Origin of the sequence: Arthrobacter sp. NicSoilC5, from assembly GCF_019977395.1 — a bacterium.
Classification (GTDB): domain Bacteria; phylum Actinomycetota; class Actinomycetes; order Actinomycetales; family Micrococcaceae; genus Arthrobacter.
Map to the genome: position 1 here is coordinate 4,562,325 of NZ_AP024660.1, position 26,753 is coordinate 4,589,077.

26 protein-coding genes are annotated in these 26,753 nt (G+C 67.5%); 20 read left to right on the forward strand and 6 right to left on the reverse strand.

Going from position 1 to position 26,753, the window contains the following annotated elements; all coding sequences use genetic code 11:
* Positions 1-54: 54 nt before the first annotated feature.
* Both infB and rbfA read left to right on the forward strand, forming a co-directional pair.
* Positions 55-2,973 (forward strand): translation initiation factor IF-2, encoded by a 2,919-nt coding sequence (infB, locus tag LDO22_RS21155; RefSeq protein ID WP_224025587.1) that lies wholly within the window; start codon positions 55-57, stop codon positions 2,971-2,973.
* Positions 2,974-3,265: 292 nt separating this feature from the next.
* On the forward strand, positions 3,266-3,775 hold the full coding sequence (gene rbfA / locus LDO22_RS21160) for a 30S ribosome-binding factor RbfA (protein ID WP_159632358.1): 510 nt from the start codon (positions 3,266-3,268) through the stop codon (positions 3,773-3,775).
* A gap of 83 nt (positions 3,776-3,858) precedes the next feature.
* Here the strand turns inward: rbfA and LDO22_RS21165 are convergent, their stop codons facing one another.
* Complete coding sequence (locus LDO22_RS21165) at positions 3,859-4,986, reverse strand: ScyD/ScyE family protein (protein WP_224025588.1); 1,128 nt, start codon at positions 4,984-4,986, stop codon at positions 3,859-3,861.
* 173 nt (positions 4,987-5,159) lie between these two features.
* Here LDO22_RS21165 and LDO22_RS21170 point away from each other — a divergent pair, with 173 nt between their 5' ends.
* Together LDO22_RS21170 and trxA are read left to right on the forward strand one after the other, a co-directional pair.
* Positions 5,160-5,663, forward strand: a complete 504-nt coding sequence (locus LDO22_RS21170; RefSeq protein ID WP_224025589.1) for a nucleoside deaminase — start codon at positions 5,160-5,162, stop codon at positions 5,661-5,663.
* A 2-nt stretch (positions 5,664-5,665) separates the two neighbouring features.
* Positions 5,666-6,103 (forward strand): thioredoxin, encoded by a 438-nt coding sequence (trxA, locus tag LDO22_RS21175; RefSeq protein WP_159632355.1) that lies wholly within the window; start codon positions 5,666-5,668, stop codon positions 6,101-6,103.
* A gap of 18 nt (positions 6,104-6,121) precedes the next feature.
* Here trxA and LDO22_RS21180 read toward each other — a convergent pair whose 3' ends face one another.
* The gene (locus LDO22_RS21180; protein WP_224025590.1) at positions 6,122-7,279 is read right to left on the reverse strand and encodes an aminotransferase class I/II-fold pyridoxal phosphate-dependent enzyme; all 1,158 of its coding nucleotides are present in this window, start codon (positions 7,277-7,279) and stop codon (positions 6,122-6,124) included.
* A gap of 137 nt (positions 7,280-7,416) precedes the next feature.
* Here LDO22_RS21180 and truB point away from each other — a divergent pair, with 137 nt between their 5' ends.
* From truB to LDO22_RS21230, 10 genes are all read left to right on the forward strand, one after another.
* The gene (gene truB / locus LDO22_RS21185; RefSeq protein WP_224025591.1) at positions 7,417-8,382 is read left to right on the forward strand and encodes a tRNA pseudouridine(55) synthase TruB; all 966 of its coding nucleotides are present in this window, start codon (positions 7,417-7,419) and stop codon (positions 8,380-8,382) included.
* 2 nt (positions 8,383-8,384) lie between these two features.
* Positions 8,385-8,738 carry a hypothetical protein gene (locus LDO22_RS21190; protein WP_159632352.1) on the forward strand — a complete coding sequence of 118 codons (354 nt, stop codon included), beginning with the start codon at positions 8,385-8,387 and terminating at the stop codon, positions 8,736-8,738.
* A 19-nt stretch (positions 8,739-8,757) separates the two neighbouring features.
* Positions 8,758-9,207 carry a hypothetical protein gene (locus tag LDO22_RS21195; RefSeq protein WP_159632351.1) on the forward strand — a complete coding sequence of 150 codons (450 nt, stop codon included), beginning with the start codon at positions 8,758-8,760 and terminating at the stop codon, positions 9,205-9,207.
* A gap of 99 nt (positions 9,208-9,306) precedes the next feature.
* Complete coding sequence (locus tag LDO22_RS21200; RefSeq protein WP_159632350.1) at positions 9,307-10,290, forward strand: bifunctional riboflavin kinase/FAD synthetase; 984 nt, start codon at positions 9,307-9,309, stop codon at positions 10,288-10,290.
* 36 nt (positions 10,291-10,326) lie between these two features.
* Positions 10,327-11,181 carry a tryptophan 2,3-dioxygenase gene (gene kynA / locus LDO22_RS21205; protein WP_224025592.1) on the forward strand — a complete coding sequence of 285 codons (855 nt, stop codon included), beginning with the start codon at positions 10,327-10,329 and terminating at the stop codon, positions 11,179-11,181.
* Positions 11,178-12,437, forward strand: coding sequence for an aminotransferase class V-fold PLP-dependent enzyme (locus LDO22_RS21210; RefSeq protein WP_224025593.1), 1,260 nt, complete (start codon positions 11,178-11,180; stop codon positions 12,435-12,437). Before kynA ends, LDO22_RS21210 begins: the two co-directional genes overlap by 4 nt.
* Positions 12,438-12,636: 199 nt before the next feature.
* Complete coding sequence (rpsO, locus tag LDO22_RS21215) at positions 12,637-12,906, forward strand: 30S ribosomal protein S15 (RefSeq protein ID WP_043452786.1); 270 nt, start codon at positions 12,637-12,639, stop codon at positions 12,904-12,906.
* A gap of 242 nt (positions 12,907-13,148) precedes the next feature.
* Positions 13,149-15,407: a polyribonucleotide nucleotidyltransferase gene (locus tag LDO22_RS21220; protein ID WP_159635603.1), complete on the forward strand. Its 2,259-nt coding sequence runs from the start codon at positions 13,149-13,151 to the stop codon at positions 15,405-15,407.
* Positions 15,408-15,519: 112 nt separating this feature from the next.
* Positions 15,520-16,863 carry a pitrilysin family protein gene (locus LDO22_RS21225; RefSeq protein ID WP_224025594.1) on the forward strand — a complete coding sequence of 448 codons (1,344 nt, stop codon included), beginning with the start codon at positions 15,520-15,522 and terminating at the stop codon, positions 16,861-16,863.
* A gap of 106 nt (positions 16,864-16,969) precedes the next feature.
* Positions 16,970-17,467, forward strand: coding sequence for a DUF1579 family protein (locus LDO22_RS21230; protein WP_224025595.1), 498 nt, complete (start codon positions 16,970-16,972; stop codon positions 17,465-17,467).
* A 74-nt stretch (positions 17,468-17,541) separates the two neighbouring features.
* On the opposite strand, the gene LDO22_RS21235 is transcribed toward LDO22_RS21230, so the two are convergent.
* On the reverse strand, positions 17,542-17,823 hold the full coding sequence (locus LDO22_RS21235) for a hypothetical protein (RefSeq protein WP_159632345.1): 282 nt from the start codon (positions 17,821-17,823) through the stop codon (positions 17,542-17,544).
* 678 nt (positions 17,824-18,501) lie between these two features.
* On the opposite strand from LDO22_RS21235, the gene LDO22_RS21240 reads away from it, so the two are divergent.
* On the forward strand, positions 18,502-19,107 hold the full coding sequence (locus LDO22_RS21240; protein WP_224025596.1) for a hypothetical protein: 606 nt from the start codon (positions 18,502-18,504) through the stop codon (positions 19,105-19,107).
* A gap of 26 nt (positions 19,108-19,133) precedes the next feature.
* On the opposite strand, the gene LDO22_RS21245 is transcribed toward LDO22_RS21240, so the two are convergent.
* The 3 genes from LDO22_RS21245 to moaA all read right to left on the reverse strand — a co-directional run bounded on the left by LDO22_RS21245 (position 19,134) and on the right by moaA (position 22,201).
* On the reverse strand, positions 19,134-20,726 hold the full coding sequence (locus tag LDO22_RS21245; protein ID WP_224025597.1) for an HNH endonuclease signature motif containing protein: 1,593 nt from the start codon (positions 20,724-20,726) through the stop codon (positions 19,134-19,136).
* A 75-nt stretch (positions 20,727-20,801) separates the two neighbouring features.
* Complete coding sequence (locus LDO22_RS21250) at positions 20,802-21,068, reverse strand: MoaD/ThiS family protein (RefSeq protein WP_224025598.1); 267 nt, start codon at positions 21,066-21,068, stop codon at positions 20,802-20,804.
* Positions 21,069-21,073: 5 nt separating this feature from the next.
* Positions 21,074-22,201, reverse strand: coding sequence for a GTP 3',8-cyclase MoaA (gene moaA, locus LDO22_RS21255; protein WP_224025599.1), 1,128 nt, complete (start codon positions 22,199-22,201; stop codon positions 21,074-21,076).
* A gap of 209 nt (positions 22,202-22,410) precedes the next feature.
* Here moaA and LDO22_RS21260 point away from each other — a divergent pair, with 209 nt between their 5' ends.
* From LDO22_RS21260 to LDO22_RS21280, 5 genes are read left to right on the forward strand one after another with little or no spacing between them, the layout of a single operon-like run.
* Positions 22,411-23,991: a molybdopterin-dependent oxidoreductase gene (locus tag LDO22_RS21260; RefSeq protein ID WP_224027302.1), complete on the forward strand. Its 1,581-nt coding sequence runs from the start codon at positions 22,411-22,413 to the stop codon at positions 23,989-23,991.
* A gap of 23 nt (positions 23,992-24,014) precedes the next feature.
* Complete coding sequence (gene glp / locus LDO22_RS21265) at positions 24,015-25,286, forward strand: gephyrin-like molybdotransferase Glp (protein WP_224025600.1); 1,272 nt, start codon at positions 24,015-24,017, stop codon at positions 25,284-25,286.
* The gene (gene moaC, locus LDO22_RS21270) at positions 25,274-25,765 is read left to right on the forward strand and encodes a cyclic pyranopterin monophosphate synthase MoaC (protein ID WP_224025601.1); all 492 of its coding nucleotides are present in this window, start codon (positions 25,274-25,276) and stop codon (positions 25,763-25,765) included. The genes glp and moaC overlap by 13 nt, the downstream gene beginning before the upstream one ends.
* Complete coding sequence (locus LDO22_RS21275; protein ID WP_159632338.1) at positions 25,762-26,292, forward strand: MogA/MoaB family molybdenum cofactor biosynthesis protein; 531 nt, start codon at positions 25,762-25,764, stop codon at positions 26,290-26,292. Before moaC ends, LDO22_RS21275 begins: the two co-directional genes overlap by 4 nt.
* Complete coding sequence (locus LDO22_RS21280) at positions 26,282-26,746, forward strand: molybdenum cofactor biosynthesis protein MoaE (protein ID WP_159632337.1); 465 nt, start codon at positions 26,282-26,284, stop codon at positions 26,744-26,746. Before LDO22_RS21275 ends, LDO22_RS21280 begins: the two co-directional genes overlap by 11 nt.
* Positions 26,747-26,753: the final 7 nt, after the last annotated feature.

Here is a 26,753-nt window from a genome sequence, read left to right on the forward strand (position 1 = left end):
AGTAAGAAGTAGACGGTTCGTGCCTGGCTCGGTGCGGACCGAGACAGGAGAAATGTGGCCAAGGTCCGCGTACATGAGCTCGCCAAAGAGCTCGGTATAACTTCCAAAGATGCAGTGACAAAACTGCAGGAACTGGGCGAATTCGTTCGCTCCGCCTCGTCAACTATCGAGGCCCCCGTTGTGCGTAAACTGCGCAACGCCTTCCCCGACGCTGCCGCAAAGTCGGCGGCTCCGGCCGCAGCGCCCGCCGCTGCCCCCAAGGCGCCCGCTCCCGCAGCAGGCAACCGTCCTTCAGCCCCGGCTCCCGGCCCGGCTGCGCCCAAGGCTCCGGCCCCCAAGGCTGAGGCCCCGGCTCCGGCCGCCCCCGCCGAGCCCGCTGCCAAGGAAGCTGCACCGGCAGCGCCGGCTCCCGCCGCGCCTGCCGCCCCCGCAGCACCGTCTGCGGGTGCTCCTTCCACGGGTGCCAAGCCCGGTGCACGCCCGGCCCCCAAGGCCGAGACCCCGGCTCCTTCCGCCCGTCCGGGTGGATCCACACCGGGTGCCTCCGGCCCCCGTCCCGGCGGACCCCGTCCGGGCAACAACCCCTTCGCCACTTCCCAGGGCATGCCCCGGGGCCGCGGCGGAGACGGTGAGCGCGCCCCGCGCCCCGGCAACAACCCGTTTGCCACCTCGCAGGGCATGCCCCGTCCCGGCGGCAGCCGCACCGACGGCGACCGTCCCGGTGGCCCGCGCCCCGCAGCAGGTGCAGGCGGACCGCGTCCCGGTGGGCCGCGTCCCGCAGCCGGTGCCGGTGGGCCCCGCCCCGCCGCAGGTGCAGGCGGACCCCGTCCGGGTGCACCGCGTCCCGGTGGTCCCCGTCCCACGCCCGGCATGATGCCCAACCGCACTGAGCGTCCCGCACCCGCAGGTGCAGGCCGTCCCGGTGGCGGCCGCGGTCCCGGACGCCCCGGTGGCGCTCCCGGCACCGGTGGTCCCGGTGGCGGCGGCGGTGCTCCCGCCGGCGGCGGTTTCGGCAAGGGCGGCCGCGGCCGCGGCGGTACCCAGGGTGCCTTCGGCAAGGGCGGCGCAGGCCGTGGCAAGCAGCGCAAGTCCAAGCGCGCCAAGCGCCAGGAACTTGAGCAGATGAGTGCCCCGTCGCTGGGTGGCGTGAGCGTACCCCGCGGCGACGGCAACACCGTCATCCGGCTTCGCCGTGGCTCGTCCATCACGGACTTCGCCGACAAGATCGAGGCAAACCCCGCCGCACTGGTCACCGTGCTGTTCCACCTCGGTGAAATGGCCACGGCCACCCAGTCGCTGGACGAAGAGACCTTCGCCCTGCTCGGCGAGGAACTGGGCTACAAGCTCCAGGTTGTCTCGCCGGAGGACGAGGAGCGCGAGCTGCTCTCCGGCTTCGACATCGACTTCGACGCTGAGCTCGAAGCCGAAGGCGACGAAGACCTTGAGGCACGTCCTCCAGTAGTCACCGTCATGGGCCACGTCGACCACGGTAAGACCCGACTGCTCGATGCCATCCGCAAGTCCGACGTCATGGCCGGCGAACACGGCGGCATCACCCAGCACATCGGTGCCTACCAGGTCACGCACAACCATGAAGGCACCGACCGCAAGATCACCTTCATCGATACCCCGGGCCACGAGGCGTTCACCGCCATGCGTGCCCGTGGTGCCAAGGTCACCGACATCGCCATCCTGGTGGTCGCAGCGGATGACGGCGTCATGCCGCAGACCGTTGAGGCCCTCAACCACGCCCAGGCGGCCAATGTGCCGATCGTCGTGGCCGTGAACAAGATCGACAAGGAAGGCGCCAACCCGGACAAGGTCCGCGGCCAGCTGACCGAGTACGGCCTGGTTCCCGAGGAATACGGTGGCGACACCATGTTCGTCGAGGTCTCTGCCCGCCAGAACCTTAACATCGACGAGCTGCTTGAGGCCGTCCTGCTCACCGCGGACGCTGCCCTGGACATGCGCGCCAACCCGAACAAGGACGCCCGCGGCATCGCGATCGAAGCCAACCTGGACAAGGGCCGCGGTGCTGTTGCCACCGTCCTGGTCCAGTCCGGTACCCTGCGCGTCGGCGACACCATCGTGGCAGGCACGGCCCACGGCCGCGTCCGTGCGATGTTCGACGACGACGGCAGCGCCCTGACCGAGGCCGGCCCGTCCCGCCCCGTCCAGGTGCTGGGTCTGTCCAACGTGCCGCGCGCCGGCGACACCTTCTTCGTGACCGCTGACGAGCGCACCGCCCGCCAGATCGCCGAGAAGCGTGAAGCAGCCGACCGCAACGCCGCCCTGGCCAAGCGCCGCAAGCGCATCAGCCTGGAAGACTTCGACCAGGCCGTCGCCGAAGGGAAGATCGACACCCTCAACCTCATCCTCAAGGGTGACGTGTCCGGTGCCGTGGAAGCCCTCGAAGACGCGCTGCTCAAGATCGACGTCGGCGAAGGCGTGCAGCTGCGCGTCATCCACCGCGGTGTGGGTGCCATCACGCAGAACGACGTCAACCTGGCAACGGTCGACTCCGCCGTCATCATCGGCTTCAACGTCAAGCCCGCCGAGCGGGTTGCCGAACTGGCAGACCGCGAAGGCGTCGACATGCGCTTCTACTCCGTCATCTACGCAGCAATCGATGACATCGAAGCAGCGCTCAAGGGCATGCTCAAGCCGGAATACGAAGAATTCCAGCTCGGCACCGCCGAGGTCCGCGAAGTCTTCCGCTCCTCCAAGTTCGGAAACATCGCCGGCTCGATCGTCCGCTCGGGCATCATCCGCCGCAACACCAAGGCGCGCGTCAGCCGCGACGGCAAGATCATCGGCGACAACCTCACCATCGAGACGCTCAAGCGCTTCAAGGACGACGCCACCGAGGTCCGCACGGACTTCGAATGTGGTATCGGTCTTGGGTCGTACAACGACATCACCGAAGGTGACATCATCGAGACCTTCGAGATGCGCGAGAAGCCGCGCGTCTAGTCTGGATCTGCCTGCGGGCGACTCAGCAGTGCAAAGGTGCGGGGCCGTTGGATTTTTCCGGCGGCCCCGCCCCTTCGCTGGGTGGCCTACGTCTTACGACGTCGGCCACCCAGCTCCGGCAGGCCCGATGCCACTCCCTGGCCGCCGGAAAAATCCAACGCAGGTCCGTCGTGCACTCGCCACAGCGCGGGGCAGCCGGCCCCAGGTGCGTGGCAGATAACTGAAACGTCCGATCGCGGCCCCCGTGCCGCCGTCGTACGTCCCTAATTTTTTCTTCTTATAGGAGTTGTTCATGGCTGATCCGGCACGTGCTGCCAAGTTGGCGCAGCGGATTAAGGTTGTTGTTGCTGAGGCTCTGGGCCGGAAGGTCAAGGATCCCCGGCTGGAGGGCATTACTGTTACTGATGCCCGCGTGACCAATGATCTGCAGCACGCCACTGTTTACTACACCGTCTTTGGCGACCAGGCTGTCCAGGCCGACGCTGCCAAGGGGCTTGAGAAGGCCAAGGGCGTGCTCCGGCAGGAGGTGGGCCGGAACATCACCGTACGCCTGACCCCCACCCTTGAGTTTGTGGCTGACCAGATTCCGGTGGTCGCGTCCAACCTCGAAGAACTGCTCCGCGAGGCCAAGAGGCGCGACGCCGAGGTGGCCGCCCTTGCCGCCAATGCGCGGCACGCAGGCGACGCCGACCCGTACAAGTCGGACGCGTCCGCCGACGTGGACATCGACGAGGACGACTTCGACGAAGAGGACCTGGACCTCACCGACGACGAGGACCTCGACGAGGACGGCCACAAGTAAAGACGCACACCAGGGCCCGGGAACGTATCCCGGGCCCTGAGGCATTTAATCCCGCCGCGCCCTGCCGGCGGGGGAGGCTGCCGCTACCGGAGGTCGGCCTTGATGACCTTGCCCGCAGGCGGCTGTGACGGGTCACCCAGGGCGTCGATGGTGGCGTAGAGCGTATGGCCGCTGATGTCGACATCGGCGGGCATGTTCACCGCCAGGAACTGGGAGCGGTCCCCGTCACAGGTGAACTTCAGGATCTCGCCGCCGAACAGCGATGCAACATAGACATCACCGTTGCCTGCTACCGCCAGGCCCGTGGGGCTGAGGATGTCCTCTGCCCAGAGGTCGGTGTCGCCGTTCCACGGGTTGATCCTGAAAATGGCACCGCGGGCCCCGAGTTCAGGTCCTTCCGGGCCGCCCGGCAGGGACGTCACATACAGCATCCCGTCAGGTCCGATCCCCACATCCGTGGGAACCGGTTCAAAGGCATACTCATGGCCCACCACGCACGCGGGCACCTCCACCGTGTTTCCCATCATGTCCGTGGGAATCCGCAGGCCCGCCGGAACCACGGCCGGCCGCGGCGCCAGCACGGCGACAGTGTCGATGTCACCGTTCTTCAGGTTCACCTTGAGCACGGCGTTCATGCCTGCATCCGCAACATAGGCAGTGTTGTCGCGCACCGCCAGCGCATATGGATGGGAATCCACGATGCCCCTGTAGCTGGGGGGCGGGAACTGCGGCCACGCGGCGAGGCACTGGGCGCTGACGTCGTCGCCGAATCCGTAGTGCTGGTCACCGTCGGGGTTGTGGCTCCGCTCGTAATCGGCAAAGTCGGCGATGGTCTCAACATCGCCCCGGGCGTCAATGGACTTCAGGTACCCGTGCAGCCCTGCGGGGTCGCCCTGGCCGGCGCCCACGCTTTCAAGGAAGTACGTCGTGCTGCCGCGGGTGTCGGCCCCGGCCACCTCCCAGCCCTGGGGAGTGTCCGTGGAAAGGTCCTCCGTGGACCCGTCCCGGTCGATCCGGGTGAGCTTTCCGGCAAAATCCTGGGACACCAGGACGGATTTTCCGGGTCCGGCAGTGACATGCAGCGGCGAGACGAAGCCTCCTGCAACCACATCGTAATCCGGTGTCTTGGCGGAAGCGGCGGCAGGGCCTGCGGACGCGATGGCAGCGGCCGAGGCCGCCGTACAGGCTAAGAGTGCAAGTCTTTTGTTCATTGGGTACTCCGGGGTGCGGGCCCTTGCGGGCTGGATGTGGAGCCTCCGCGGAGGCAAAATGGATCCCCCGGGCGCAAGCGTAGGCCCGTACCGGCTGGTAGTGGTTGGGGGCATCTCCCCTTTTTGGCCCCCTTTCCATCCCCCTCCGGGGCGCCCGTGGCTAGGATCGTGCTATGACCTCCGCGGACCAAGGCAACAGCCCTTCCATCGACCCTGAGTTGAGCCAATACCTTGGGCAGGCCGTGGACCTGGCCACGCGGAACGTCGGCGAGGGCGGCGGCCCCTTCGGAGCGGTGGTGGTGACCCCCGACGGGCGCGTCCACGCCGGGGTCAACCGGGTGACCCGGGACAACGATCCCACCGCCCACGCCGAGGTGGTGGCCATCCGGGCCGCGGCGGCAGCAACGGTGAATTTCGACCTCACCGGCTCAGTCCTCTACGCAAGCTGTGAGCCGTGCCCCATGTGCCTGGCATCGGCCCTGTGGGCCAGGATCAGCCACGTCTACTTCGCCGCCGACCGGCACGGGGCAGCGGCTGCAGGCTTTGATGACGCGCTCTTCTACGACTACTTCAACGGCGCCGCGCCGGAGCTGATGCCGGTGACCAGGGGTGACATCCCGACGTCGGACCTCCCCTTCCAGACGTGGCGCGCCTTTGACAGCAGGAAGGAATACTAGCCATGGAACCCACACTCGTCAGCTGCCCCAGCTGCGGGAAGACCAACCGCGTGCCCGCACAGGCTGCCGGCCACCCCCGCTGCGGCAACTGCAAGGCAGACCTGCCGTGGATCGTGTCCGCGGGCGATGGTGACTTCGCTGCCGTGGCGGAGCAGTCCCCAGTTCCGGTGCTGGTGGATTTTTGGGCGGCCTGGTGCGGACCCTGCCGCATGGTCAGCCCCGTCCTGGACAAGCTGGCCCGTGAACGGCCGGGGAAGATCAAGCTGGTGAAGGTGGACGTGGACAAGTCGCCCGGCCTGTCGCGGCGGTTCGACGTGCAGGCCATCCCCACGCTGATGGTGCTCGTGGACGGCAAGGTCGCGGCCCGCCAGGCAGGCGCCGCGCCGGCAGAGGCGCTGCGGTCCTGGCTGGACAAAGCGTTGGCCGGCGCCCGCAGCTGATACTGCCTGGCCCGGGTTTTAACGGCCGGCGGCAGGAAGCCGGGACAGTCCTTCCAACAGATCCTGCTTCCGGCCGCACAGCGCGATCCGGACCCACCCCTCGCCGATGGACCCGAAAGCAGTTCCGGGAGCCAGCGCCACCCCGGAGTCGGCCAGGAACCGCCGGACCCAGCTCCGCACATCGCCGCCGGTCACATGGGACATGTCCGCCCACAGATAGAACGCGCCCTGCGCCGGCAGGTAGCGGATGCCCTTCGCCGCCAGGACCGCGGACGCCGCATCCCGGTTGTCCCGATAGTGCTGGTGCGCGTGCCGCACGTAGTCCTGCGGCCCGGTGAGGGCTGCGAGCGCGGCGTACTGCGGGGCGGACGCCACGCAGGAGACGATCGACTCCATGACGTTGTCCATCTGCTGCTCCAGCCCCGGCGGGCAGATGAGCGCGCCGATCCGCAGGCCCGTCAGGCCGTAGGTCTTGGATAGCGTCAACGAGGTGAACACCCGCGCATCCTCCGCCGTGCCGCCGTCGAACCGTGCCGGGCTGACATGCGGGACATCGTAGGTGAATGCCTCGTAGCACTCGTCCGAGATGACCCAGATGTCATGGCTGCGGGCCAGCTCCACCAGCTCACGGACCAGGTCTTCACTGAGCACGGCGCCCAGCGGGTTGGACGGGGAGTTGAGTACCAGGACCCGGGTGCGGCTGGTGATCAGGGCTTCCACGTCCGCGACCCGGGGCTGGAAGCCGTGGTCCGGGTGCAGGGGATAGCCGACGGGAACGGCGTTCAGCAGCCGGCTGGTCATGGCGAAGGTGGGGTAGCCCGGGTTCGGGATCAGGATCTCGTCGCCGGGGGAGAGCAGCAGGCTCATGGCGAAGTGCAGGCCCTGCTGGGCGCCGGACACCACGTATACCCGCTCCGCGCCGACGTCCACGCCCTGTTCCTCCCGGAACCTGGCGGCGAACGCTTCCCGGAGGGCCGGGATCCCGGCGTTGGGCGTGTAGTTGGTTTCATCGCGGTCCAGGCAGGCGATGCCGGCGTCCAGGACGTGGCGGGGGAGGGGGAAGCCCGGCTCCCCGATGCTGAGCACCACGGCGCCGGGAGTGCGCCAGGCGGCCTCGGTAATTTCGCGGATCTGGTTGACGGGCACGTCGCGGACATGCGCGGCAAGCTCAGGCATGCCAGCCATCCTAGCCGTCCCCTGCCCCGCCTCCGCCCGCCCCGGTGACGTGGCCGTCGTGGTGGGCTGCCGCCGTCGTCCGCTCCCGGCCGGTACCCTGCACATGCGCCCCAACCTGCGCCCATATACTGGGAGGCGTGCTTTCTGGACTGGTGATAGTGGACAAGCCGCAGGGATGGACCAGCCATGATGTGGTTGGCCGGATGCGGCGCCTCGCAGGGACCCGGAAAGTGGGGCATGCAGGAACCCTCGATCCCATGGCCACCGGTGTCCTGGTGCTGGGCATCAACAAAGCCACCCGGCTGCTGACCTACATCGTGGGCACTTCGAAGACCTACACCGCCACTATCCGCCTGGGCCAGTCCACGGTGACCGACGACGCGGAGGGCGAGGTCACGGCCACCACGAGCGCGGCCGGCATCACCGACCAGCAGATTCACGACGGCGTCGCGGAGCTGACGGGCGACATCCAGCAGGTGCCCAGCAGCGTCAGCGCGATCAAGGTCAACGGCGAACGCGCCTACGCCCGCGTGCGGTCCGGCGAGGACGTCAAGCTCGCCGCGCGCCCCGTGACCATCCACCGGTTCGACGTGCATGGCATCCGCAGGGACGCGGCAGCGGACGTGGTGGACCTGGACGTGACGGTGGAATGCTCCTCCGGCACGTACATCCGCGCCCTCGCCCGGGACCTGGGCAACGCCCTCGGCGTCGGCGGCCACCTCACCTCGCTCCGCCGGACCCAGGTGGGGCCCTACTCGCTGGACCAGGCGCGGACCCTCGAACAGCTCGCCGATGAGCTCAATGTCCTGGACATGTCCCTCGCCGCCAGGGCGCTGATGCCCAACCGAGAACTCACCGCCGAAGAAACCGCCGAGATCTCCTTCGGCCGGCGGATCGCGGCCGGTGCTGCAGCCGGGACGCCCGGCGCCGCCACGGTGGAGCACCCTGCCGCGGCCTTCGCTCCCGACGGCACCCTGGTGGCCCTTCTCGCCGACGCGGGAAGCTACGCCAAACCGGTCCTGGTCTTCGCCCCCGGCACCGGGCCTGGCGCCGGGGCCGGACCTGGCGACGGTGCGGCAACAACCTCCGCAGCGGAGGCATAGGCGTGGACGCGTACTTTTGGATCATCCTGGTGGTCGGCCTGGTATCCACCCTGCTGTGCCTGGGCGCCGGGATCCTGAAGAAGGCACCCAACGACGTCACCATCCTGTCCGTCGTGGCCGTCGAAGTGGCCCTGGTGGTCTACCTGGTGGGGTCGATCGTCCGCGTGATCGCCGGCGAACCGATCGCAGGGGAAGCCTGGGAGTTCTGGGGCTACATGGCCACCGCGATGCTCCTGCCACCCGCCGCCATCTACTGGTCCATCCTGGAGCGCACGCGGTGGAGCAACTTTGTCCTGGCCGCTGTCGGCGTCACGGCGCTGGTGATGGCAGCCCGAATGAATCAGATCTGGTACTGAAGTGGAAGAAGCAGCAGAAATGAAAGACCAGCAGGCCCAGCCCGCCACCGGAGAAACCGTCCGCAACACCCGCAATACCGGGCCCGGGCGCCTCCTGATCGCGGTGTACGGGGTGTTCGCCATCTCGGCCACCGCCCGCGCCGGCTACCAGATCCTCACCAAGTTTTCCGAGGCACCCCTGGCCTACCTGCTCTCCGCCTTTGCCGCCCTGGTCTACATCCTGGCCACCGTGTCCCTGGCCAAGGCCGGAACCACATGGTTCAAGGTTTCGGTTGCGGCGGTGCTGGTGGAACTTGCCGGCGTCCTGGTGGTGGGGACCCTGAGCATCCTGGACTCCGTGCAGTTCCCGCATGAGACCGTCTGGTCGCTGTTTGGCCGCGGCTACGGTTTCATCCCGCTGCTGCTGCCCATCCTGGGACTGGTGTGGCTTTACCGGCGCCGGCCCTCACAGGCGAAGACTGCGCAGTGACGGGCAAAGCTGCGCAGTGAATCCGGGTAATCTTGAAGAGTTCCGCGGCCGGAAAGGTCCCGGAACGTTGATGCTTTCAGGCAGCTTAAGGCGAGGGTGATGGTTTACATCTGGAACGATCCGTCCGATGTCCCGGCGGACTTCGGCCCATCTGTTGTCACTTTCGGCAACTTCGACGGCGTTCACCGAGGCCACCAGCAGGTGCTGTCCCAGCTGATCCGGTCGGCCCGCCTCTCCCATGCCAAGGCAGTGGCCGTCACGTTCGACCCCCACCCCGCGGTGATCCACCGGCCGGAGGCTGCACCGGAGCTCATCATGGGCCTCGATGACAAGCTGGAGGCGCTGGGCGAGCTGGGCCTGGACGCGATCCTGGTGGTCAAGTACTCCCTGGACCTCGCCAGCCTCACGGCCGAAGAGTTCGTGGAGCAGTACCTGGTGGACTGCCTGCACGCCAGCCACGTGGTCATCGGCCACGATGCCCGGTTCGGCCGCGGCAACTCCGGCGACCTGGACACCATGAAGGCGCTCGGCGAAAAATTCGGCTTCGATGTCCAGGTGATCAGCGAATTCGGGGCCGAAGGCTACCCGCTGCATGACGACGACGGCACGGACCGCCGCTGTTCCTCCACCTGGGTGCGCGAAGCGCTGCAGGCCGGAGATGTCACCACCGCTGCATCGGTCCTGGGGCGGCCGCACCGGATGCGCGGCGAGGTGGTCCACGGCGCCGCCCGCGGCAGGGCACTGGGGTTCCCCACGGCGAACCTTGCCTCCAACGCCACAGGGCTGATTCCCGCCGACGGCATTTACGCCGGGTGGCTGGTGGACCAGGCAGGCAAGCGCTGGCCCGCGGCCATCTCCGTGGGGTCCAACCCCACGTTCGACGGCGTCAGCCGCCAGGTCGAGGCGCACGTCATCGACAGGCCCAAGGAAGCCGTAGAGGACTTCGATCTGTACGGCCAGACAGTGATCGTTGAATTCGTGGAGCGGCTTCGCGGCATGGTGGCCTACCGTGGCCCTGAGGCACTGGTGGAACAAATGCGGCTGGACGTGGCCCAGGCCCACCAGCTCCTGGGCGGCCGCTGACAGTACGGCCCGGGTGACAACAACGAAAGGCAGGACGTGTCCGTCGAGAAGAACACCCGCAAGCTGGATAAGGGGATTGTCCGCGACTTCAGCTCACGGATGAGCTACGCCTCCTACCTGCAGCTCCCCACCCTGCTCAGTGCCCAGCAGCCGGTCAGCCAGCCCGAACACCACGACGAACTGCTGTTCATCATCCAGCACCAGACCACGGAGCTGTGGCTGAAACTGGTCCTGCATGAACTGCGCAGCGCCGCCGCCTGGCTCCGCGAAGACGACCTCGGTTCGGCGCTCAAGGGCATCGCCCGGGTCAAGCACATCCAGAAGACCCTCACCGAACAGTGGTCCGTGCTGGCCACCCTGACACCCACCGAGTATTCGCAGTTCCGGGGCTTCCTGGGCAACTCGTCAGGGTTCCAGTCCGCACAATACCGGGCCGTCGAATTCGTCCTGGGAAACAAGAACCGCAAGATGCTGCCGGTCTTCGAATCCGATCCTGAGGCCCACGCAATGCTCGAGGAACTGCTTGCTGCTCCCAGCATCTACGACGAGTTCCTGGCCTACCTCTCCCGGCAGGGCTTCGACGTCCCACCCGCAGTCCTGGACAGGGACGTGACCCGCGCCCACGAGTTCACCCCGGAGCTGGTACCGCTCTTCAAGCACATCTACGAGAATGCCGCAGACAACTGGGCGGCCTACGAGGCCTGCGAGGAACTGGTGGACCTGGAGGACAACTTCCAGCTCTGGCGCTTCCGGCACCTGCGCACCGTCCAGCGGACCATCGGCATGAAGACCGGCACCGGCGGATCCAGCGGTGTGACTTTCCTGCAGAAGGCCCTGGAACTGACATTCTTCCCGGAATTATTCGCCGTCAGGACGGAGATCGGACAATGAGCATCCACCAGGAAAACATCGCCGGCGTGACAGCGGAAACGCTCCGGCAGCGCGCCGGGGAGCTGGACCGCCGGGATGTCCTGGCGCGTTACCGGGACCACTTCATCGGCACCGACACGCCCCTGTCCTACCTGGACGGCAACTCGCTGGGCCGGCCGCTGAAGCGGACGGCGGACGACGTCGCCGCCTTCATCCGCGACGACTGGGGCGGCCGGCTGATCCGCGGCTGGGACGAACAGTGGCTCGCCATGCCGCAGGCCATCGGCGACCAGCTGGGCCGTGCCGTCCTGGGTGCGGCGCCGGGGCAGACCATCATCGCCGATTCCACCACCGTTGTGCTGTACAAACTGATCCGGGCAGCCCTCGCCGCCGTGGCGGACCCGGACCGGAACGAGCTGGTGCTGGACACCGAGAACTTTCCCACCGACCGCTACCTGGTGGAAGGCATCGCCCTCGAGGAAGGCCTGACCCTCCGCTGGATCGAACCGGACCCCGCCGCCGGGGTGACCCTTGAGCAGGTGCGCCAGGCCACCGGGCCCCGCACCGCCGTCGTCCTCCTCAGCCAGATCGCCTACCGTTCAGGCCACCTCGCTGACCTGCCGGGCATCACCGCCGCAGTGCACGACGCCGGCGCCCTGGTGGTGTGGGACCTGTGCCATTCGGCGGGGTCGGTGGAGATCGACCTGGACGGCGCGGACGTGGACTTCGCCGCGGGCTGCACCTACAAGTACCTCAACGGAGGCCCCGGCTCCCCGGCGTTCGCCTACGTCAACGCACGGCACCTGCCCTCGCTGAACCAGCCGATCTGGGGCTGGATGGGCCGCAAAGACGCTTTCGAAATGGCGGCCGGCTACCAGCCGGCATCCGGCATCCGCGGATTCCTCAGCGGCACTCCCGCGATCTTCGGCATGATCGCCATGCAGGGGACCCTGGACCTCATCGAAGAGGCCGGCATGGCCGCCATTCGGTCGAAGTCCGAAGACCTTACCGCCTTCGCCGTTGAGGTCTTCGACGCGTGGCTGGAACCCCTGGGAGCCGAACTGGCCACGCCACGGAATCCGGGGGAGCGGGGCGGGCACATCACCGTGGACCACGCTGGGTTCACCAAGGCCACCGTCGAGGCCCTGTGGGACGGCGATGTCATCCCCGACTTCCGCTCGCCGCACGGCATCCGGGTGGGCCTGTCACCCCTGAGCACCAGCTTTGCCGAAGTGCTTCACGGCATGGCCGCCATCCGGGACAGGCTGCAGGGCTGAGCGCAGCGCGCTCCTGCCGCGCGTGTTTCGACAAGGTTAGGCCCGGGCCGGTAAACTGGACGATGGATCCGGCTGCAGTCCGTGGCGGCTGGTTCCTGTTGGTGGCGGACCCTTCCGGATTACCGGGGCGGACGAACACGGCAGACCCGGCAGTGAGTTACTGACCTGGGCCCTCACGGCACATTCCCAAGGAGTTATTGTGGCACTTGACGCCGCTGTAAAGCAGTCCATCATCAAGGAATACGCAACCGCCGAAGGCGACACCGGTTCACCGGAGGTCCAGGTTGCCGTCCTGACCCAGCGGATCAAGGATCTGACTGAGCACATGAAGGAGCACAAGCACGACTACCACACCCAGCGCGGTCTGCTGGCCATGGTTGGTCGCCGCAAGCGCATGCTGAGCTACCTCAAGAAGACTGACATCGCCCGCTACCGTTCGCTCATCGAGCGCCTCGGCCTGCGCCGCTAGTCTGGCTTTGGGGCGGCCCTTTCCATCCGGAACGGGCCGCCTTCTTCAAATGAAAAACTAAACAGGAGGATCAACCGCATCACGCATTCGCGGTCCTCGGTAGTGATCCCCGGGAACGGCTTCGTTGACTGAAGCCGGCGGCCCGTGGGTCTCGATCGATGACCGGGTGCAGGGCCAGTAGACAGATGCTGGCCAGGTTGATGCGGCTGGACTTCCGTAAAAAAGAAACGGAGGTGACTCTCTTGGAGGGTCCCGAAATCCAGTTCTCGGAAGCAGTCATTGACAATGGCCGTTTCGGCAAGCGCGTAATCCGCTTCGAAACCGGCCGGCTTGCCAAGCAGGCAGCCGGCGCGGCCATGGTGTACATCGACGATGACACCGCGCTGCTGTCCGCAACCACCGCCGGCAAGCACCCGCGTGAAGGCTTCGACTTCTTCCCGCTGACCGTCGACGTCGAAGAGCGCATGTACGCTGCCGGCCGTATCCCGGGCTCATTCTTCCGCCGCGAAGGCCGCCCGTCCACCGAAGCCATCCTGGCCTGCCGCCTGATGGACCGCCCGCTGCGCCCCGCCTTCATCAAGGGCCTGCGCAACGAGGTCCAGATCGTGGTCACCGTCCTGGCCATCAACCCGGACGAGCTCTACGACGTGGTGGCCATCAACGCCTCCTCCATGTCCACGCAGCTGTCCGGCCTGCCGTTCTCCGGCCCCATCGGCGGCGTCCGCGTTGCCCTGGTGAACGACGAAAACGGCTCCCAGTGGGTTGCTTTCCCCAAGCACTCCCAGCTCGAGAACTCCGTGTTCAACATGGTGGTTGCCGGCCGCGTTGCCGGTGACGACGTTGCCATCATGATGGTCGAGGCCGAAGCCACGGACAACTCCTGGAACCTCATCAAGGAACAGGGCGCCACCGCCCCCACCGAAGAGGTTGTGGCCGAGGGCCTGGAGGCTGCCAAGCCGTTCATCAAGGCCCTGTGCGACGCCCAGGCTGACCTGGCCGCCCGCGCTGCCAAGCCCACGGTCGAGTTCCCGGTCTTCCTGGACTACGAGGACGACGCCTACGCTGCCGTCGAGTCCGCTGCCGCCGACAAGCTCGCCGCCGTCTTCCAGATCGCCGACAAGCAGGAACGCGACAACGCTTCCGACGCACTCAAGGACGAGGTCCTCGCCGGCCTCGCCGGCCAGTTCGAAGGCCGCGAGAAGGAACTGTCCGCAGCGTTCCGCTCGGTCACCAAGCACGTTGTGCGCCAGCGCATCCTCAAGGACCAGGTCCGCATCGACGGCCGTGGCCTGACGGACATCCGCCAGCTCACCGCCGAGGTCGAGGTCCTGCCCCGCGTCCACGGTTCCGCCATCTTCGAACGCGGCGAGACCCAGATCATGGGTGTCACCACGCTGAACATGCTCAAGATGGAACAGCAGATCGACTCGCTGTCGCCGGTCACGCGCAAGCGCTACATGCACAACTACAACTTCCCGCCGTACTCCACCGGTGAAACCGGCCGCGTGGGCTCGCCCAAGCGCCGCGAAATCGGCCACGGCGCCCTGGCCGAACGTGCACTCGTGCCCGTCCTGCCGTCCCGCGAGGAATTCCCCTACGCCATCCGCCAGGTGTCCGAAGCCCTCGGCTCCAACGGTTCGACGTCGATGGGTTCCGTCTGCGCCTCCACCCTGTCCCTGCTGAACGCCGGTGTGCCCCTTAAGGCCGCCGTCGCCGGCATCGCCATGGGCCTGGTCTCCGACCAGGTGGACGGCCAGACACGCTACGCAGCCCTGACCGACATCCTCGGTGCCGAAGACGCCTTCGGTGACATGGACTTCAAGGTTGCCGGTACCTCCGAGTTCGTTACGGCCATCCAGCTGGACACCAAGCTCGACGGCATCCCGGCCTCGGTCCTGGCCGCAGCCCTGAAGCAGGCCCGCGAAGCCCGCCTGCACATCCTCGAGGTCATCAACTCGGCCATCGACACCCCGGACGAGCTCTCCGAGTTCGCACCGCGCGTCATCGCCGTGAAGATCCCCGTGGACAAGATCGGCGAGGTCATCGGCCCCAAGGGCAAGATGATCAACCAGATCCAGGAAGACACCGGCGCCGACATCTCCATCGAGGACGACGGCACCGTCTACATTGGCGCCACCAACGGTCCGTCTGCCGACGCAGCACGTTCCGCCATCAACGCCATCGCGAACCCGCAGGTCCCGGAAATCGGCGAGCGCTACCTGGGTACGGTCGTCAAGACCACCACCTTCGGTGCCTTCGTATCGCTGACCCCGGGCAAGGACGGCCTCCTGCACATCTCCGAGCTCCGCAAGCTGGCCAACGGCAAGCGCGTGGACAACGTGGAAGACGTGGTCTCCGTCGGTCAGAAGATCCAGGTGGAAATCACCAAGATTGACGACCGCGGAAAGCTCTCGCTCGCCCCGGTGGTCGCTGAGGAAGAGGCTCCGGCCGACTCCGAGCGCGCCCACGCCACGGAGCCTGCCGAAGGCGCTGACGTCTAACAGCCCGGGCTTCCCGGCACAAGCATGAAGCGGCGGGACCGGTGGATGATCCACCGGTCCCGCCGCTGTTACGATGGCAGCCAGATCCGGCTGCCCGTCCTGAAAGGCATCAATGACTGTTGTACCCCTGCCGCTTGAGCAGAACCACGCCGGCGACACCCTGGTCCACGGCTCCGACGGCGGGTCCGAGGTCCGGCGTTCAGTGCTGCCGGGGGGAGTGCGGGTACTGACGGAAGCGATGCCGGGCCAACGGTCAGCCACCATCGGCTTCTGGGTGGGCGTAGGCTCCCGCGACGAGGCTCCCGGCCAGCACGGATCCACCCACTTCCTTGAACACCTGCTGTTCAAGGGCACCAGGCGCCGCACGGCCCTGGAGATCGCCTCCGCCTTTGATGAGGTGGGCGGTGAATCGAACGCGGCCACCGCCAAGGAAAGCACCTGCTACTTTGCCCGGGTCCTTGACTCGGACCTGCCGATGGCCATCGACGTCATAGCGGACATGATCACCGGCGCCGTGCTGGACCCTGACGAGATGGAGCAGGAACGGGACGTCATCCTCGAGGAAATCGCCATGGACAGCGATGACCCCACCGATGTTGCCCACGAGCACTTCGTGGCCAAGGTCCTGGGAAGCCACCCGCTTGGCCGTCCCATCGGCGGCACCCCCGCGGCCATCAAGGCCGTTGCCAGGGACTCGGTGTGGGAGCACTACCGCAGGTACTACAAACCGGAGGAACTGGTCATCACCGCCGCGGGCGGCCTGGACCACGACGTCGTCTGCGGCCTTGTGGTGGACGCCCTCCAGGCCGCGGGCTGGTCACTGGAACCGGACGCGGCACCGGTGCAGCGCCGGTCCACCGAACGTGCCCTGATCACCGGAACCGCCGGCCTGCACGTGGTCAAGCGCGCGGTGGAGCAGGCGAACATCATCATGGGATGCCCCACCATCGTTGCCACCGACGAGCGCCGCTACGTCATGAGCGTCCTGAATGCGGTGCTGGGCGGCGGCATGTCCTCCAGGCTGTTCCAGGAAGTCCGCGAGAAGCGCGGCCTGGTGTACTCCACCTACTCCTTTGCCTCGTCCTACGCCGACGCCGGCTATTTCGGCATGTACGCGGGCTGCACACCATCCAAGGTCCGGCAGGTGCTGGACCTGCTGGCGACCGAGCTGGACAAGCTCGCCGAACACGGAATCTCCGAGGACGAGCTCCGCAAGGCCGTGGGACAGCTTGGCGGCGGAATCGTCCTGGCCCTGGAGGACACGGGCTCGCGGATGTCCCGGCTGGGCAGGGCCGAACTGGTGTCCGGTGAATACCAGGACATTGATGAGACGCTGCGCCTTATCAAGGCCGTCACCGTTGAACAGGTCCAGGAACTGGCTGCCGAACTCGCCGCGGCGCCGCGGACCGTCACGGTGGTTGGCCCGTTCGAGGAGAACGAGACCTTCGGGCTGTAGCCAACCGGCTGCATACGGCACAGAGGCTGGCGGCGCCACGCAGAAGAGTCCATCCTGAGGTGCAGGGGGTTCATGTCTGCAGGCGGGGCGATGGGCGGTGCACGAAATGGAGCAAGGGCATCCTGCCCTGTCCGGCCTTCTGGGCCACTGGCGGGGCCAAACCCACGTCGCTGCAGGCCCATGGGGGCCCGAACGCAGTGTCGACGCCGAGGTGACCTACAGCCGGGTGGCCGCGGGACTGGGCGTCGTGCAGAGCTACCGCCACGTCGAACCGGACGGCAGCCATTTTGAAGGCCACGGCATCTTCACTGTCGATCCGGTCCACAACGACGTGCTCTGGTATTACGTGGACAGTACTGGCGTGCCGCCCGGTACTGCCGCGCGCTGTACCTGGCGCCACGGCGTCCTCCGCGTTGATCGTCCCAGCGACGCCGGATGGACCCGCCACTCCCTCCTGCTCCGTGACGGTGTCCTGACCCACGTCACCGAGTTGCGCTCAGTTGCCAGGGACGACGACGGCGGTGCAGCAGGTGCGGAAGCCGCTGCGGATGGACGAAGCCCGGCCTACAGGCCGTTTATGCGCTCGGTCTTCCGCCGGGCCTGAGGTGCTTCGACTGGCTTGAACTGCTCGCCGGGGCCTTCGCTGCGGCTCAAGGCTCAAGGCTCAAGGCTCAAGGCTCAGGGCTCAGCCTCAACGATGCGCGTCCGGGGTGCTCCAGCGAGGGCAGGGGCGTTGGCAAGGGACCGCCAGACGTTTTCGCGGAGGTTCGACAGCAGCCGCTCTGCCTGGTCCCGGTCAGCGAAGTCCAGCTCCACCACGACGTAGTGGGGGTCTCCGATCGGCCGGCCGATCCTGTGCGCCAGCACGCCCGAGGCGGCACGGCCCACCGGGTCACGGTCGAAGGCCGACTTCCAGGTGGGGAAGTCGGTGATGGAGTGTTCGATCTGCAGCGTGTACATGGGAAACCCCTTTTCCTTTAGCCAGGATGAGATGCATGACACTGCCTAAAGTAGGCGGGCCGGAATCCTCCGGGTATCCCAGAATTCTGGATGGCACATCCACGCAAACGATGCGGGAGGACCGGCGCATACTGGGGGCATGAAGAGGGCCTGGGCGATGGACCGAAGCCTGGACCACATCCGGGTTCTCGCCGGGTCGGGACTGGACCACCAGGCCCTAAGGAAGGCCGTGCTGGGGGAGTTGGGCAGGACGCTGCCCTTCGATGCCTTCGTGTGGCCGCTCTGCGACCCCCGCACCACGGTGGGAATGGCGCCCCGGGCCAGGATTCCCTGCCCCCGGGAGTTACCCGCACTCATCCGGCTCAAGTACCTCTCGGAGCCGGCGCGCTGGACGGGGCTCATGGACTCGTCGTCCCCGGCGCTAAGCCTTCAGCATGCAACCCGGGGGGAGCCCGCGCTAAGCCTGGCATGGAGGGGAGTAATGAAGGGCTGCGGCGTCCGGGACGTGCTGTCAGTCGTCTTTGCCGACAAATACGGATGCTGGGCGTGGCTTGATCTCTGGCGGACCGGAACCGCAACGGACTTCACCCTGGATGAAGCCAAATACATGGGCAAGGTGGCAGCCGAATTAACCGCGGGCTGCGGCGGTCTGTTGCCGGGCAGTTCCAGGCAGGCCCCGTGTTCCAGGCAGGCCGCGCACTCGAGGCCGGCCAGGTGTTCCAGTCAGGCACAGGGCAGCGGGACCTGCCCGAACAGGCCGTCCTGACGTTGGACGAAGATCTGTCGGTGGCCGGCCAGACCGCCTCGGTTGCCGGATGGCTGCGGCTGCTGCAGCCCGGGCCGTTCCCTCACCATCAGGTGCCCGCCGAGGTCCTGAACGTTGCGGCCCAACTGCTCGCCAGGGAAGCGGGAGTCGACGCGCACGACGCGGAATGCCGGGTCCATATCGGCGAAGGCCGCTGGGCCATGCTGCGGGCCACCCGTATGGACTCGGGGCAGACCGGTGCTGTGAATTCCGGGCAGGACGCAGCCGCGGCGCCCCTGGCCGTAACCATCCAGGGCTGCCCACCTTCGGACCGGCTGGACATGTTCGCCAGGTCTTTTGGCCTGACGCCCCGGCAGCGGGAGCTGCTGCTGCTGTCCGCCGCCGGCGCGGACACGGGAACAATGGCTGAGGCCCAAGGGGTGACCTCCTACACGGTGCAGGACCAGTTCAAGCAGATCTTCCAGGCCTGCGGCGTCCACAGCCGCGCGTCCATGCTGGCCAAGGCGTTGGGGAGTTAGCAAGGCCAGTGCACGGCATGCCCTTCCTAGGGCCACGGCTGCATCGTCTTCCAGCAGTCCTTCAACGGGTCCGGCGGGAGCAAAATTGGGCGCGAATAGAACGCCTCCCACAGGGGGTCGTCGACCGGAATATCCTCCGGCTCATCGAGCGCTTGCTCTATGGGTTCGCCGTCGTGCAGCTCCACGCCTCCCGTTCCTGCGTAGTAGTTTTCCGGCACGGTCGATGCTGGCGGCGCAACCGGCAGACCCAGCCCTGGCGGCCAGTGTATTGGTTCTGCATCCTGATGCTCTGGGTTGTAATGGCGTCCGGTGGGTGAAGTCCAGCCGGGCGGTTCGTGATTGTTGGCCGGCCCGGGTGTCCACCTGCTGTTGTGTTTGAGCCGGTGGTGCCTTGGGCACAGCTGAGCCAAATTACTTGCTCCGGTAACGCCGCCGTGTTGCCACGCTTGTAGGTGGTCGGTTTCGTTGTCGGGGGTGCGGTTGGTGCAGCCGGGGAACGTGCACTTGGCGTCGCGCATCCTGATCCAGCGTTTGATGGTTTCGGTGAGCCGGTAGTTTTTGCGGCCTATCTCCAGGGGTGCCCCGTCCCTGGGGTCGACGAGGACCCGGTAGAACGAGTCAGCCCCGTCGGCGACAAGTTTGCGGGCCATGGAGGCCGGAATCGGCCTGAAACCATCGAGCATTGCGGGTTCATCGGTCTGACCGAGCAGGGAGAATACGGGCACCATCACCAGGACGTCTGCCCGCGGGGCGGGGACCTTCCCGACCTCCGTGGATTTCCCGGTCTGTGTGGTGTTCCCAGTGCCGAGGAGCAGGGAGGCGGCGATGTCGGGGCGGAGTTGGGTGAGGGTGCGGGGTTCGTCTGGGCCTTGGAGGCCGCGTGCGGTGGCGGTGGTCCGGTTCCAGATGGCAGAGGCGGTATCGCCGGGCAGGTAGAGGGAGATCCAGGCCATGCCGTCCTTGTCGGGGGAGAATTCCATCCGCCGGTCTGCCACGCCCTTTGCGTGGCGCTTCTCGATCGACTCGGGGTGGTGGCGTTCCCGCCATCCACGCACCTTGGCTCGGAACCGGGACGGGACAAGCTCACCGGGGGCCGCGCCACGGGCAGGGTGGGGTGCGTCGGGGTCGAAGAAATGCGCGACCAACGCAACAGCACCAGCCCCATCGAGACTCTCGGTTTCGTCCGCGACAATCCGGGCGTGCTGCCAGGACATGTCCCCGGCGGACAGGGTGTCGAACACCAGGGGCAGGGAACAAATCCGCCGGGACTGCTCCACGAACACCCCTGCCACCGCGGAGCTGAGGGTCAGGACCCCGGCGATCTCCTCCACCGTCGACATCTGCGCGTAGGTGCGGTCCTGGACCGAGGCATCCGGCGGCGTCATCGCCTCCTGCAGTTCAACGGCCCGCACAGCCTGCCGGGACTTTACCGCGGCGAGCTGCGCTTCCAGCCGGGCCATCAGCTCCAAGCCCTCGAGGCACAGTTCATACCGCCGCTGCAACACATCCACCTCAGCACCGGAGACCAAGCGGGCATCCTCCAGGAGCAGCACATCAAGGGCAGAAACAGAGTCGCGAATACTCATCACCCGTCCCGCCACGCCGCTGCTCGTTCCCATAGAGACATCATGCAACCGGGGTCTGACAATCAAAGCTTGGGTGGTAGACGTACCTTGCAGCGGATCTCTTAGCGCCTAGCCCCCTGCGAAGGGCGGCAGCACGTCCACGACGTCGTCGGGGCCAAGGACGGTTGCCTGGTCCCGCACGGCCACCTCATTGAGCAGGAAGCTGCTCCGCGAAAGAAGCCGGGAAAGCGGCGGAGTGCCCGCCGGAGGCTCCGCGCGCTCCACGGCGGCGATGGCTGCCAGCAGGTCCGCTACCGTGGCGCCCTCGGGCAGCTGGAACTTTTCTTCCTCGAAGCCGGCTGCAGCGCGCGCGGCAGCAAAATAGCGTACAAGCATCTGTGTCAGCCCCCGATGGCGCTCATGCTGCGGTCCGGCTGGACGAAGTCCGGAGCGTCAAGTCCCACGTGGTCCATGCCGTGGGCCTTTGGTTTGATCCACATGGCGTCCTGCCACCGCTGCGCCAGTTCCGCATCGGAGGCGCCCGCGCGCAGCAGGTCCAGCAGGTCGAACTCCTCGCGTGAGAACAGGCAGCTCATGATCTTGCCCTCGGCAGTAATCCTGGTGCGGCGGCAGTCGGCGCAGAACGGTTCGGTGACGGAGGCAATGATGCCCACTGTTCCCAAAACCGGGCTGTCGGTATCAGCGGAACCCGCCACCCGCCGTCGTACTTCAAACCGCTCCGCGGGGGCGCCGTCACGCGCCCGGGGATCAGGGGTGAGGTCGTAGTCCCGGGACAGCAGTCCGCGGATTTCGGCAGCGGTGATCATGTTGCGCCGCGTCCAGCCATGGTCGGCATCGAGCGGCATCTGTTCAATGAACCGCAGTTCGTACCCGCGCTCCAGCGCCCACGCCAGCAGCTGTGGCGACTCGGCGTCGTTGATGCCCCGCATCAGGACCGCGTTCAGTTTGACCGGGCCAAGGCCGGCAGCCCAGGCAGCGTCGACGCCGGCCAGGACCTGGTTGAGGAACGGGCGCCGGGTCAGCTTGGCGAACGTCTCTTCATGCAGCGAGTCCAACGACACGTTGATGCGGGTCAGCCCGGCGTCCTTGAGCGCCGCCGCCTTCTTTGCCAGGCCGACGCCGTTGGTGGTCATGGAGATCGGCAGGTCCGGGTGGTTGGCCCGCAGGGCCGCGATGATGTCCACCAGGTCATGCCGGACCAAAGGCTCACCTCCGGTCAGCCGCAGTTCCCGGACGCCCAGCTGCTGCACGCCAACCTTGACGATCCGCACGATTTCCCCGGCCGACATCACTGCCTGCTTGGCGAGCCATTCCAGGCCTTCCGCAGGCATGCAGTAGGTGCAGCGGAGGTTGCACTTGTCCGTCAGGGACAGCCTCATGTCCGTGGCGCGGCGGCCATACCGGTCCGCCAGTCCCGCCGGCGCATCCGCGGGCCGTCGTGCGGGGACGCCGGGCAGCGCCGATGCTGCTTCCTCCCGCGGCTGCGGCATGCCTAGCTGGACACTCATGAATTCAGGCTACGCCACGTTGCGCCGCGCATCACACCTGTGACCGGGAAGCGGAAGCACCTGGCGCATCCGGGGACATCATCCACGCGCGGAGCGCCGGCGAACCTATGCTGGAAGTTGTGAGGAGTTCCCGGCAAAAGCACGGAGCGGACGACGACGGCGCCGGCCTTGGGGAGCGTGCGGAAAGTCCCGTCCGGCACCGGGCAGTCCTGCGCACCGGGGCCCGCTGGGCCGCGGCTGCCGGAATAGGTGCAGCCGCCGGCGGCGTCGCCGTGGGGGAGCTGGCGGCAGGTCTTGCCAGCCCCTCCCTTTCACCGCTGACCGCTGTGGGCGGGGCTGTCATCGATGCCGTCCCGCCCGGTGTCAAGGACTGGGCCATCGCCCTCTTCGGCACGGCGGACAAGGCTGCGCTCCTGGCGGCCATGGCGCTGGCCATTGCCGTGCTGGCCGCAGTTGCCGGCGTCCTCGAGCGCCGACGGCGGTTCGCCGGTGCCGCCGTGATGGGCATCTTCGGGCTGGCCGGCGTGGCAGCGGTCCTGACACGGTCCCAGGTGACCCCTGCAGCCCTCGTGCTTCCGCTCCTGGCCGCGGCAGTCGCCGTCGTGCTGTTGCGTTTCCTGGCCCGGCGGCTGCAGGCGTGGGAGGACCTGGAACCTGGAGACGCAGGCCCGGAAGGCGAAGGCCCCGGCGACACAGGGCCTGCCGGAACCGGCACCGCCGCTTCCCGACGCAGTTTCCTCCAGGCCCTTGCCACCACTGCCGCGGCCACTGCTTTGGGCGGAGTGCTGGCGGGAATCTGGCGCGGCGCCGCAGCAGCGGTCAGTGAAGCCAGGGCACGCATTTCCCTTCCCCTGCCGGCGTCAGCCGCGCCGCCCATTCCCGCCGCCGCAGAGCCGGGCGTCGCCGGCATGCCGCCGCTGGTCACCCCGAACCCGGACTTCTACCGAATCGACACAGCGCTGGCTGTCCCCGCGGTCAGCCCGGAGACGTGGGTCCTCAAAGTCACCGGACGGGTGGCCCGCGAAGTCCAGCTTTCCTTCGCCGACCTCCTTGCCAAGCCCTTGGTTGAACGCCACGTCACCATTGCCTGCGTGTCCAATGAGGTGGGCGGGGACCTGATTGGCAACGCCCGCTGGCTCGGCTGGCCGGTGCGTGAACTGCTGGCCCTGGCCGGTCCCCAGCCGGGCGGGGATATGGTCCTCTCCCGAAGCGCCGATGGCTGGACCGCCGGAACGCCACTGGATGCCCTCACCGACGGCAGGGACGCCCTGCTTGTCGTGGGCATGAACGGTGAGCCCCTGCCGCTGGAGCACGGCTTTCCGGTCCGCCTGGTGGTCCCCGGCCTTTACGGCTATGTGTCAGCCACCAAGTGGGTCACCGAGCTCAAGGTCACCAGGTTCGCCGACGACGCCGGGTACTGGACGCCGCGGGGCTGGTCCGCGCGCGGGCCCATCAAGACGTCGTCGCGCATCGACGTGCCCCGCAGTGGGCGCCCGGTCAGCGCAGGAACCGTGGTTTTCGGCGGAGTTGCCTGGGCCCAGCACACCGGCATTGGGAAAGTGGAGCTGCGGGTCAACCGGGGACCGTGGCAGGAAGCCGAGCTGGCCCCGGGCATCTCGGTGGACACGTGGTACCAGTGGAAGCTGGCCGTCCACCTCACCCCGGGGCAGTACGAGGTCCAGGTCCGCGCCACGAACCTGTTGGGTGAACCCCAGGACGAAACGGCGCGGCCCCCGGCGCCGGACGGAGCTACGGGATTCCACACGGTTAGAGTGGACGTGAAATCCTGACGGCCGCGACCAAAGGCGTACCCATGACCAGCCACCCCCACGGCAAGGCCGAGCATGCGCGGAGCGTCGCTGCGCATGCCGCCGCCGTTGCGGAACTCCTCCAGCCGCTCCGCTCGTCGGAGCGCACGGAAGTCCTGCCGCTCATCCAGGCGCTGGGCCGCGGCCTGGTGGACCATGTCGCCGCTCCGATCAGCCTTCCTCCGTTCGCCAACTCGCAGATGGACGGGTACGCCGTCCGCTCCGGCGACCTGTCGGGCGCCGGCGCGGACCTGCGCATCGTGCCCCCGGTTCCAGCCGGGTCCAGCCCGCAGCCGCTGGCGCCCGGAACGGCCGCCCCCATCATGACCGGTGCCATGATCCCGGAGGGGGCTGACGCCGTCGTACCCATTGAAAAAGCGGTGCCGGACCGCTTCCCGGAGCCTGGCCCGGACGGCACAGTGAAACTGAACGGCACAGCGAACTGGAAAGGCACAGTCAAACTGCCTGCCACCGCCCCGGGAACGTATGTCCGCCCCGCTGGCAGCGATATTGCTGCGGGGGAGCGGGCCCTGGCTGCCGGTACCTGCCTGGGGCCGGCGCAGTTGGGGCTGCTCGCCGCGCTGGGCATCCCGAAAGTGACAGTTTCTAAGGCCGCCACCGTCCTGCTTGTCACCACCGGGGACGAGGTGGTGGATCCCGGCCAGGACCTTGCGCCGGGCAAGATCTACGACTCCAACGGAACCCTCCTGGAAGCCGCCATGCAGCAGGCCGGGCTGACTGTCCGGCGCACCGCCATTTCCACCGACAACCCCGCGGAACTGCTGGCGCTGCTGCGCGCCGGGAGCCGGCGCGCGGACCTGATCGTGACCACGGGCGGCGTCAGCAAGGGCGCTTACGAGGTGGTGCGCCAGGCGATGGCAGGCCAGCCTGTCGAGTTCCTGCACGTGGCCATGCAGCCCGGTGGTCCCCAGGGAATCGGAACATTCGACGGCGTTCCCTTCCTTGGGTTCCCGGGCAATCCGGTCAGCTGCCTGGTGTCCTTTGAAATGTTCCTCCGTCCCGCCCTGTCAGCATGCCTCGGGGCGCCGGCACCGAGGCTGCCCCTGCGTGCCCGCCTGGACCAGCCCCTGGCGTCCCCCGCGCACAAGCACCAGGTCCGGCGTGGAAGCCTGCAGCCGGACGGGTCCGTGAAGCTGGAGGGCGGCGAGGGCTCGCACCTGATGCACGCGCTCGCCGGTTCCAACGTCCTGGTCCACGTTCCCGCCGGCGTAACGGAGCTCGCCGCCGGCGACGAGGTGGAAGTATGGATGTTGTGAACGCAGAACAAACCCCCGCACTGACGCACCTGCGCCAGGACGGCAGCGCCCAGATGGTGGATGTTTCCGCCAAGGCAGAAACAACCCGCGAGGCCACGGCCACCGCCACGGTCCGGACCACCCCGGAGGTGATGCGGCTCCTGGGCACCGGGGGGCTTCCCAAGGGGGACGCGCTGGCCGTCGCCCGCGTCGCCGGCATCATGGCGGCCAAGAAGACCCCGGACCTGATTCCGCTGTGCCATCCGCTGCCCCTCGCCAAAGTCACGGTCGATTTCGACCTCGGCGAAGATGCCGTCTCCATCAGCTCCACTGTCAAGACACGGGGCGTCACGGGAGTGGAAATGGAGGCCCTGACCGCCGCGTCGGTGGCGGCCCTCAGCGTCTACGACATGATCAAGGCCGTGGACAAACATGCCGTCCTGACAGACATCAAGGTGCTGGCCAAGAGTGGCGGCAAGAGCGGAGACTGGGCCCTGTGACCACCCCCCACATCCTGCATCTCCCCGAACCGCACCGGCACGGCGACGTGCAGGGGCGGAAGGCCGGCGTCGTCATCGCCTCCACCCGGGCCGCCGCCGGCATCTACGACGACGAGACCGGACCGGTCATCACCGACTGGCTCACTGAACATGGCTTCGACGTCTTCCCGGCCATGGTGGTCCCCGACGGCGATCCCGTGGGCGCCGCCATCCGGGCGCTCCTCACCCAGCACCCCGCCGTCGTCATCACCAGCGGCGGCACCGGCCTCAGCCCGGACGACCGGACACCGGACGTCACCCTGCCGCTGCTGGACCGGGAAATCCCCGGCATCATGGAGGCGATTCGCCGCGCCGGCGCTGCCAAGACCCCGCTGGCTGCCCTCAGCCGGGGATATGCCGGTGCCGCCGGGCGTACCTTCATCGTGAACCTGCCCGGATCGCCCAAAGGCGTCATGGACGGGCTGACCGTCCTGGACCCGGTGATCGGACATCTTTGTGACCAGCTGGAAGGCGGACATGGGCACTGAAGCATTCGAAGTAGTGAGCGCGGTCCTGAGCGCGGAGCCCATCTCCGTGGACCAGGCAATCGCCGCAGTGGAAAGCGACACGGCCGGCGCCGTGGTCAGCTTCAGCGGCGTGGTGCGCAACCACGACGGCGGCAAGGCCGTTGAGCGCCTCAGCTACAGTGCGCACCCCACGGCGCACCAGGTGATGGCCGACGTCGTCGCGCGCCTCGTTGCCGAACAGAACGCCGAAGCAGGTGCCGGCACCGGACAGCCCGTCCGGATCTGGGCGGCGCACCGGATCGGGATGCTGGAGATCGGGGACCCCGCCCTGGTGTGCGCGGTGTCCGCCGCGCACCGCGGGCAGGCGTTCGCCGTCTGCTCCGATCTGGTGGACCGCATTAAGGAACAGGTGCCCATCTGGAAGGAACAGTTCTTCTCGGACGGCACCGTCGAATGGGTCGGCGCAGGCAGCTGACGCTGCT

Excerpts from the sequence above, each read along its gene's own strand:
- rbfA (WP_159632358.1), top strand. The coding sequence starts at position 3,266 with ATGGCTGATCCGGCACGTGCTGCCAAGTTGGCGCAGCGGATTAAGGTT.
- LDO22_RS21165 (WP_224025588.1), bottom strand. The coding sequence starts at position 4,986 with ATGAACAAAAGACTTGCACTCTTAGCCTGTACGGCGGCCTCGGCCGCT.
- LDO22_RS21170 (WP_224025589.1), top strand. The coding sequence starts at position 5,160 with ATGACCTCCGCGGACCAAGGCAACAGCCCTTCCATCGACCCTGAGTTG.
- trxA (WP_159632355.1), top strand. The coding sequence starts at position 5,666 with ATGGAACCCACACTCGTCAGCTGCCCCAGCTGCGGGAAGACCAACCGC.
- LDO22_RS21180 (WP_224025590.1), bottom strand. The coding sequence starts at position 7,279 with ATGCCTGAGCTTGCCGCGCATGTCCGCGACGTGCCCGTCAACCAGATC.
- LDO22_RS21195 (WP_159632351.1), top strand. The coding sequence starts at position 8,758 with ATGAAAGACCAGCAGGCCCAGCCCGCCACCGGAGAAACCGTCCGCAAC.
- LDO22_RS21200 (WP_159632350.1), top strand. The coding sequence starts at position 9,307 with ATGGTTTACATCTGGAACGATCCGTCCGATGTCCCGGCGGACTTCGGC.
- LDO22_RS21210 (WP_224025593.1), top strand. The coding sequence starts at position 11,178 with ATGAGCATCCACCAGGAAAACATCGCCGGCGTGACAGCGGAAACGCTC.
- LDO22_RS21225 (WP_224025594.1), top strand. The coding sequence starts at position 15,520 with ATGACTGTTGTACCCCTGCCGCTTGAGCAGAACCACGCCGGCGACACC.
- LDO22_RS21230 (WP_224025595.1), top strand. The coding sequence starts at position 16,970 with ATGGAGCAAGGGCATCCTGCCCTGTCCGGCCTTCTGGGCCACTGGCGG.
- LDO22_RS21235 (WP_159632345.1), bottom strand. The coding sequence starts at position 17,823 with ATGTACACGCTGCAGATCGAACACTCCATCACCGACTTCCCCACCTGG.
- LDO22_RS21245 (WP_224025597.1), bottom strand. The coding sequence starts at position 20,726 with ATGGGAACGAGCAGCGGCGTGGCGGGACGGGTGATGAGTATTCGCGAC.
- LDO22_RS21250 (WP_224025598.1), bottom strand. The coding sequence starts at position 21,068 with ATGCTTGTACGCTATTTTGCTGCCGCGCGCGCTGCAGCCGGCTTCGAG.
- moaA (WP_224025599.1), bottom strand. The coding sequence starts at position 22,201 with ATGAGTGTCCAGCTAGGCATGCCGCAGCCGCGGGAGGAAGCAGCATCG.
- glp (WP_224025600.1), top strand. The coding sequence starts at position 24,015 with ATGACCAGCCACCCCCACGGCAAGGCCGAGCATGCGCGGAGCGTCGCT.
- moaC (WP_224025601.1), top strand. The coding sequence starts at position 25,274 with ATGGATGTTGTGAACGCAGAACAAACCCCCGCACTGACGCACCTGCGC.
- LDO22_RS21280 (WP_159632337.1), top strand. The coding sequence starts at position 26,282 with ATGGGCACTGAAGCATTCGAAGTAGTGAGCGCGGTCCTGAGCGCGGAG.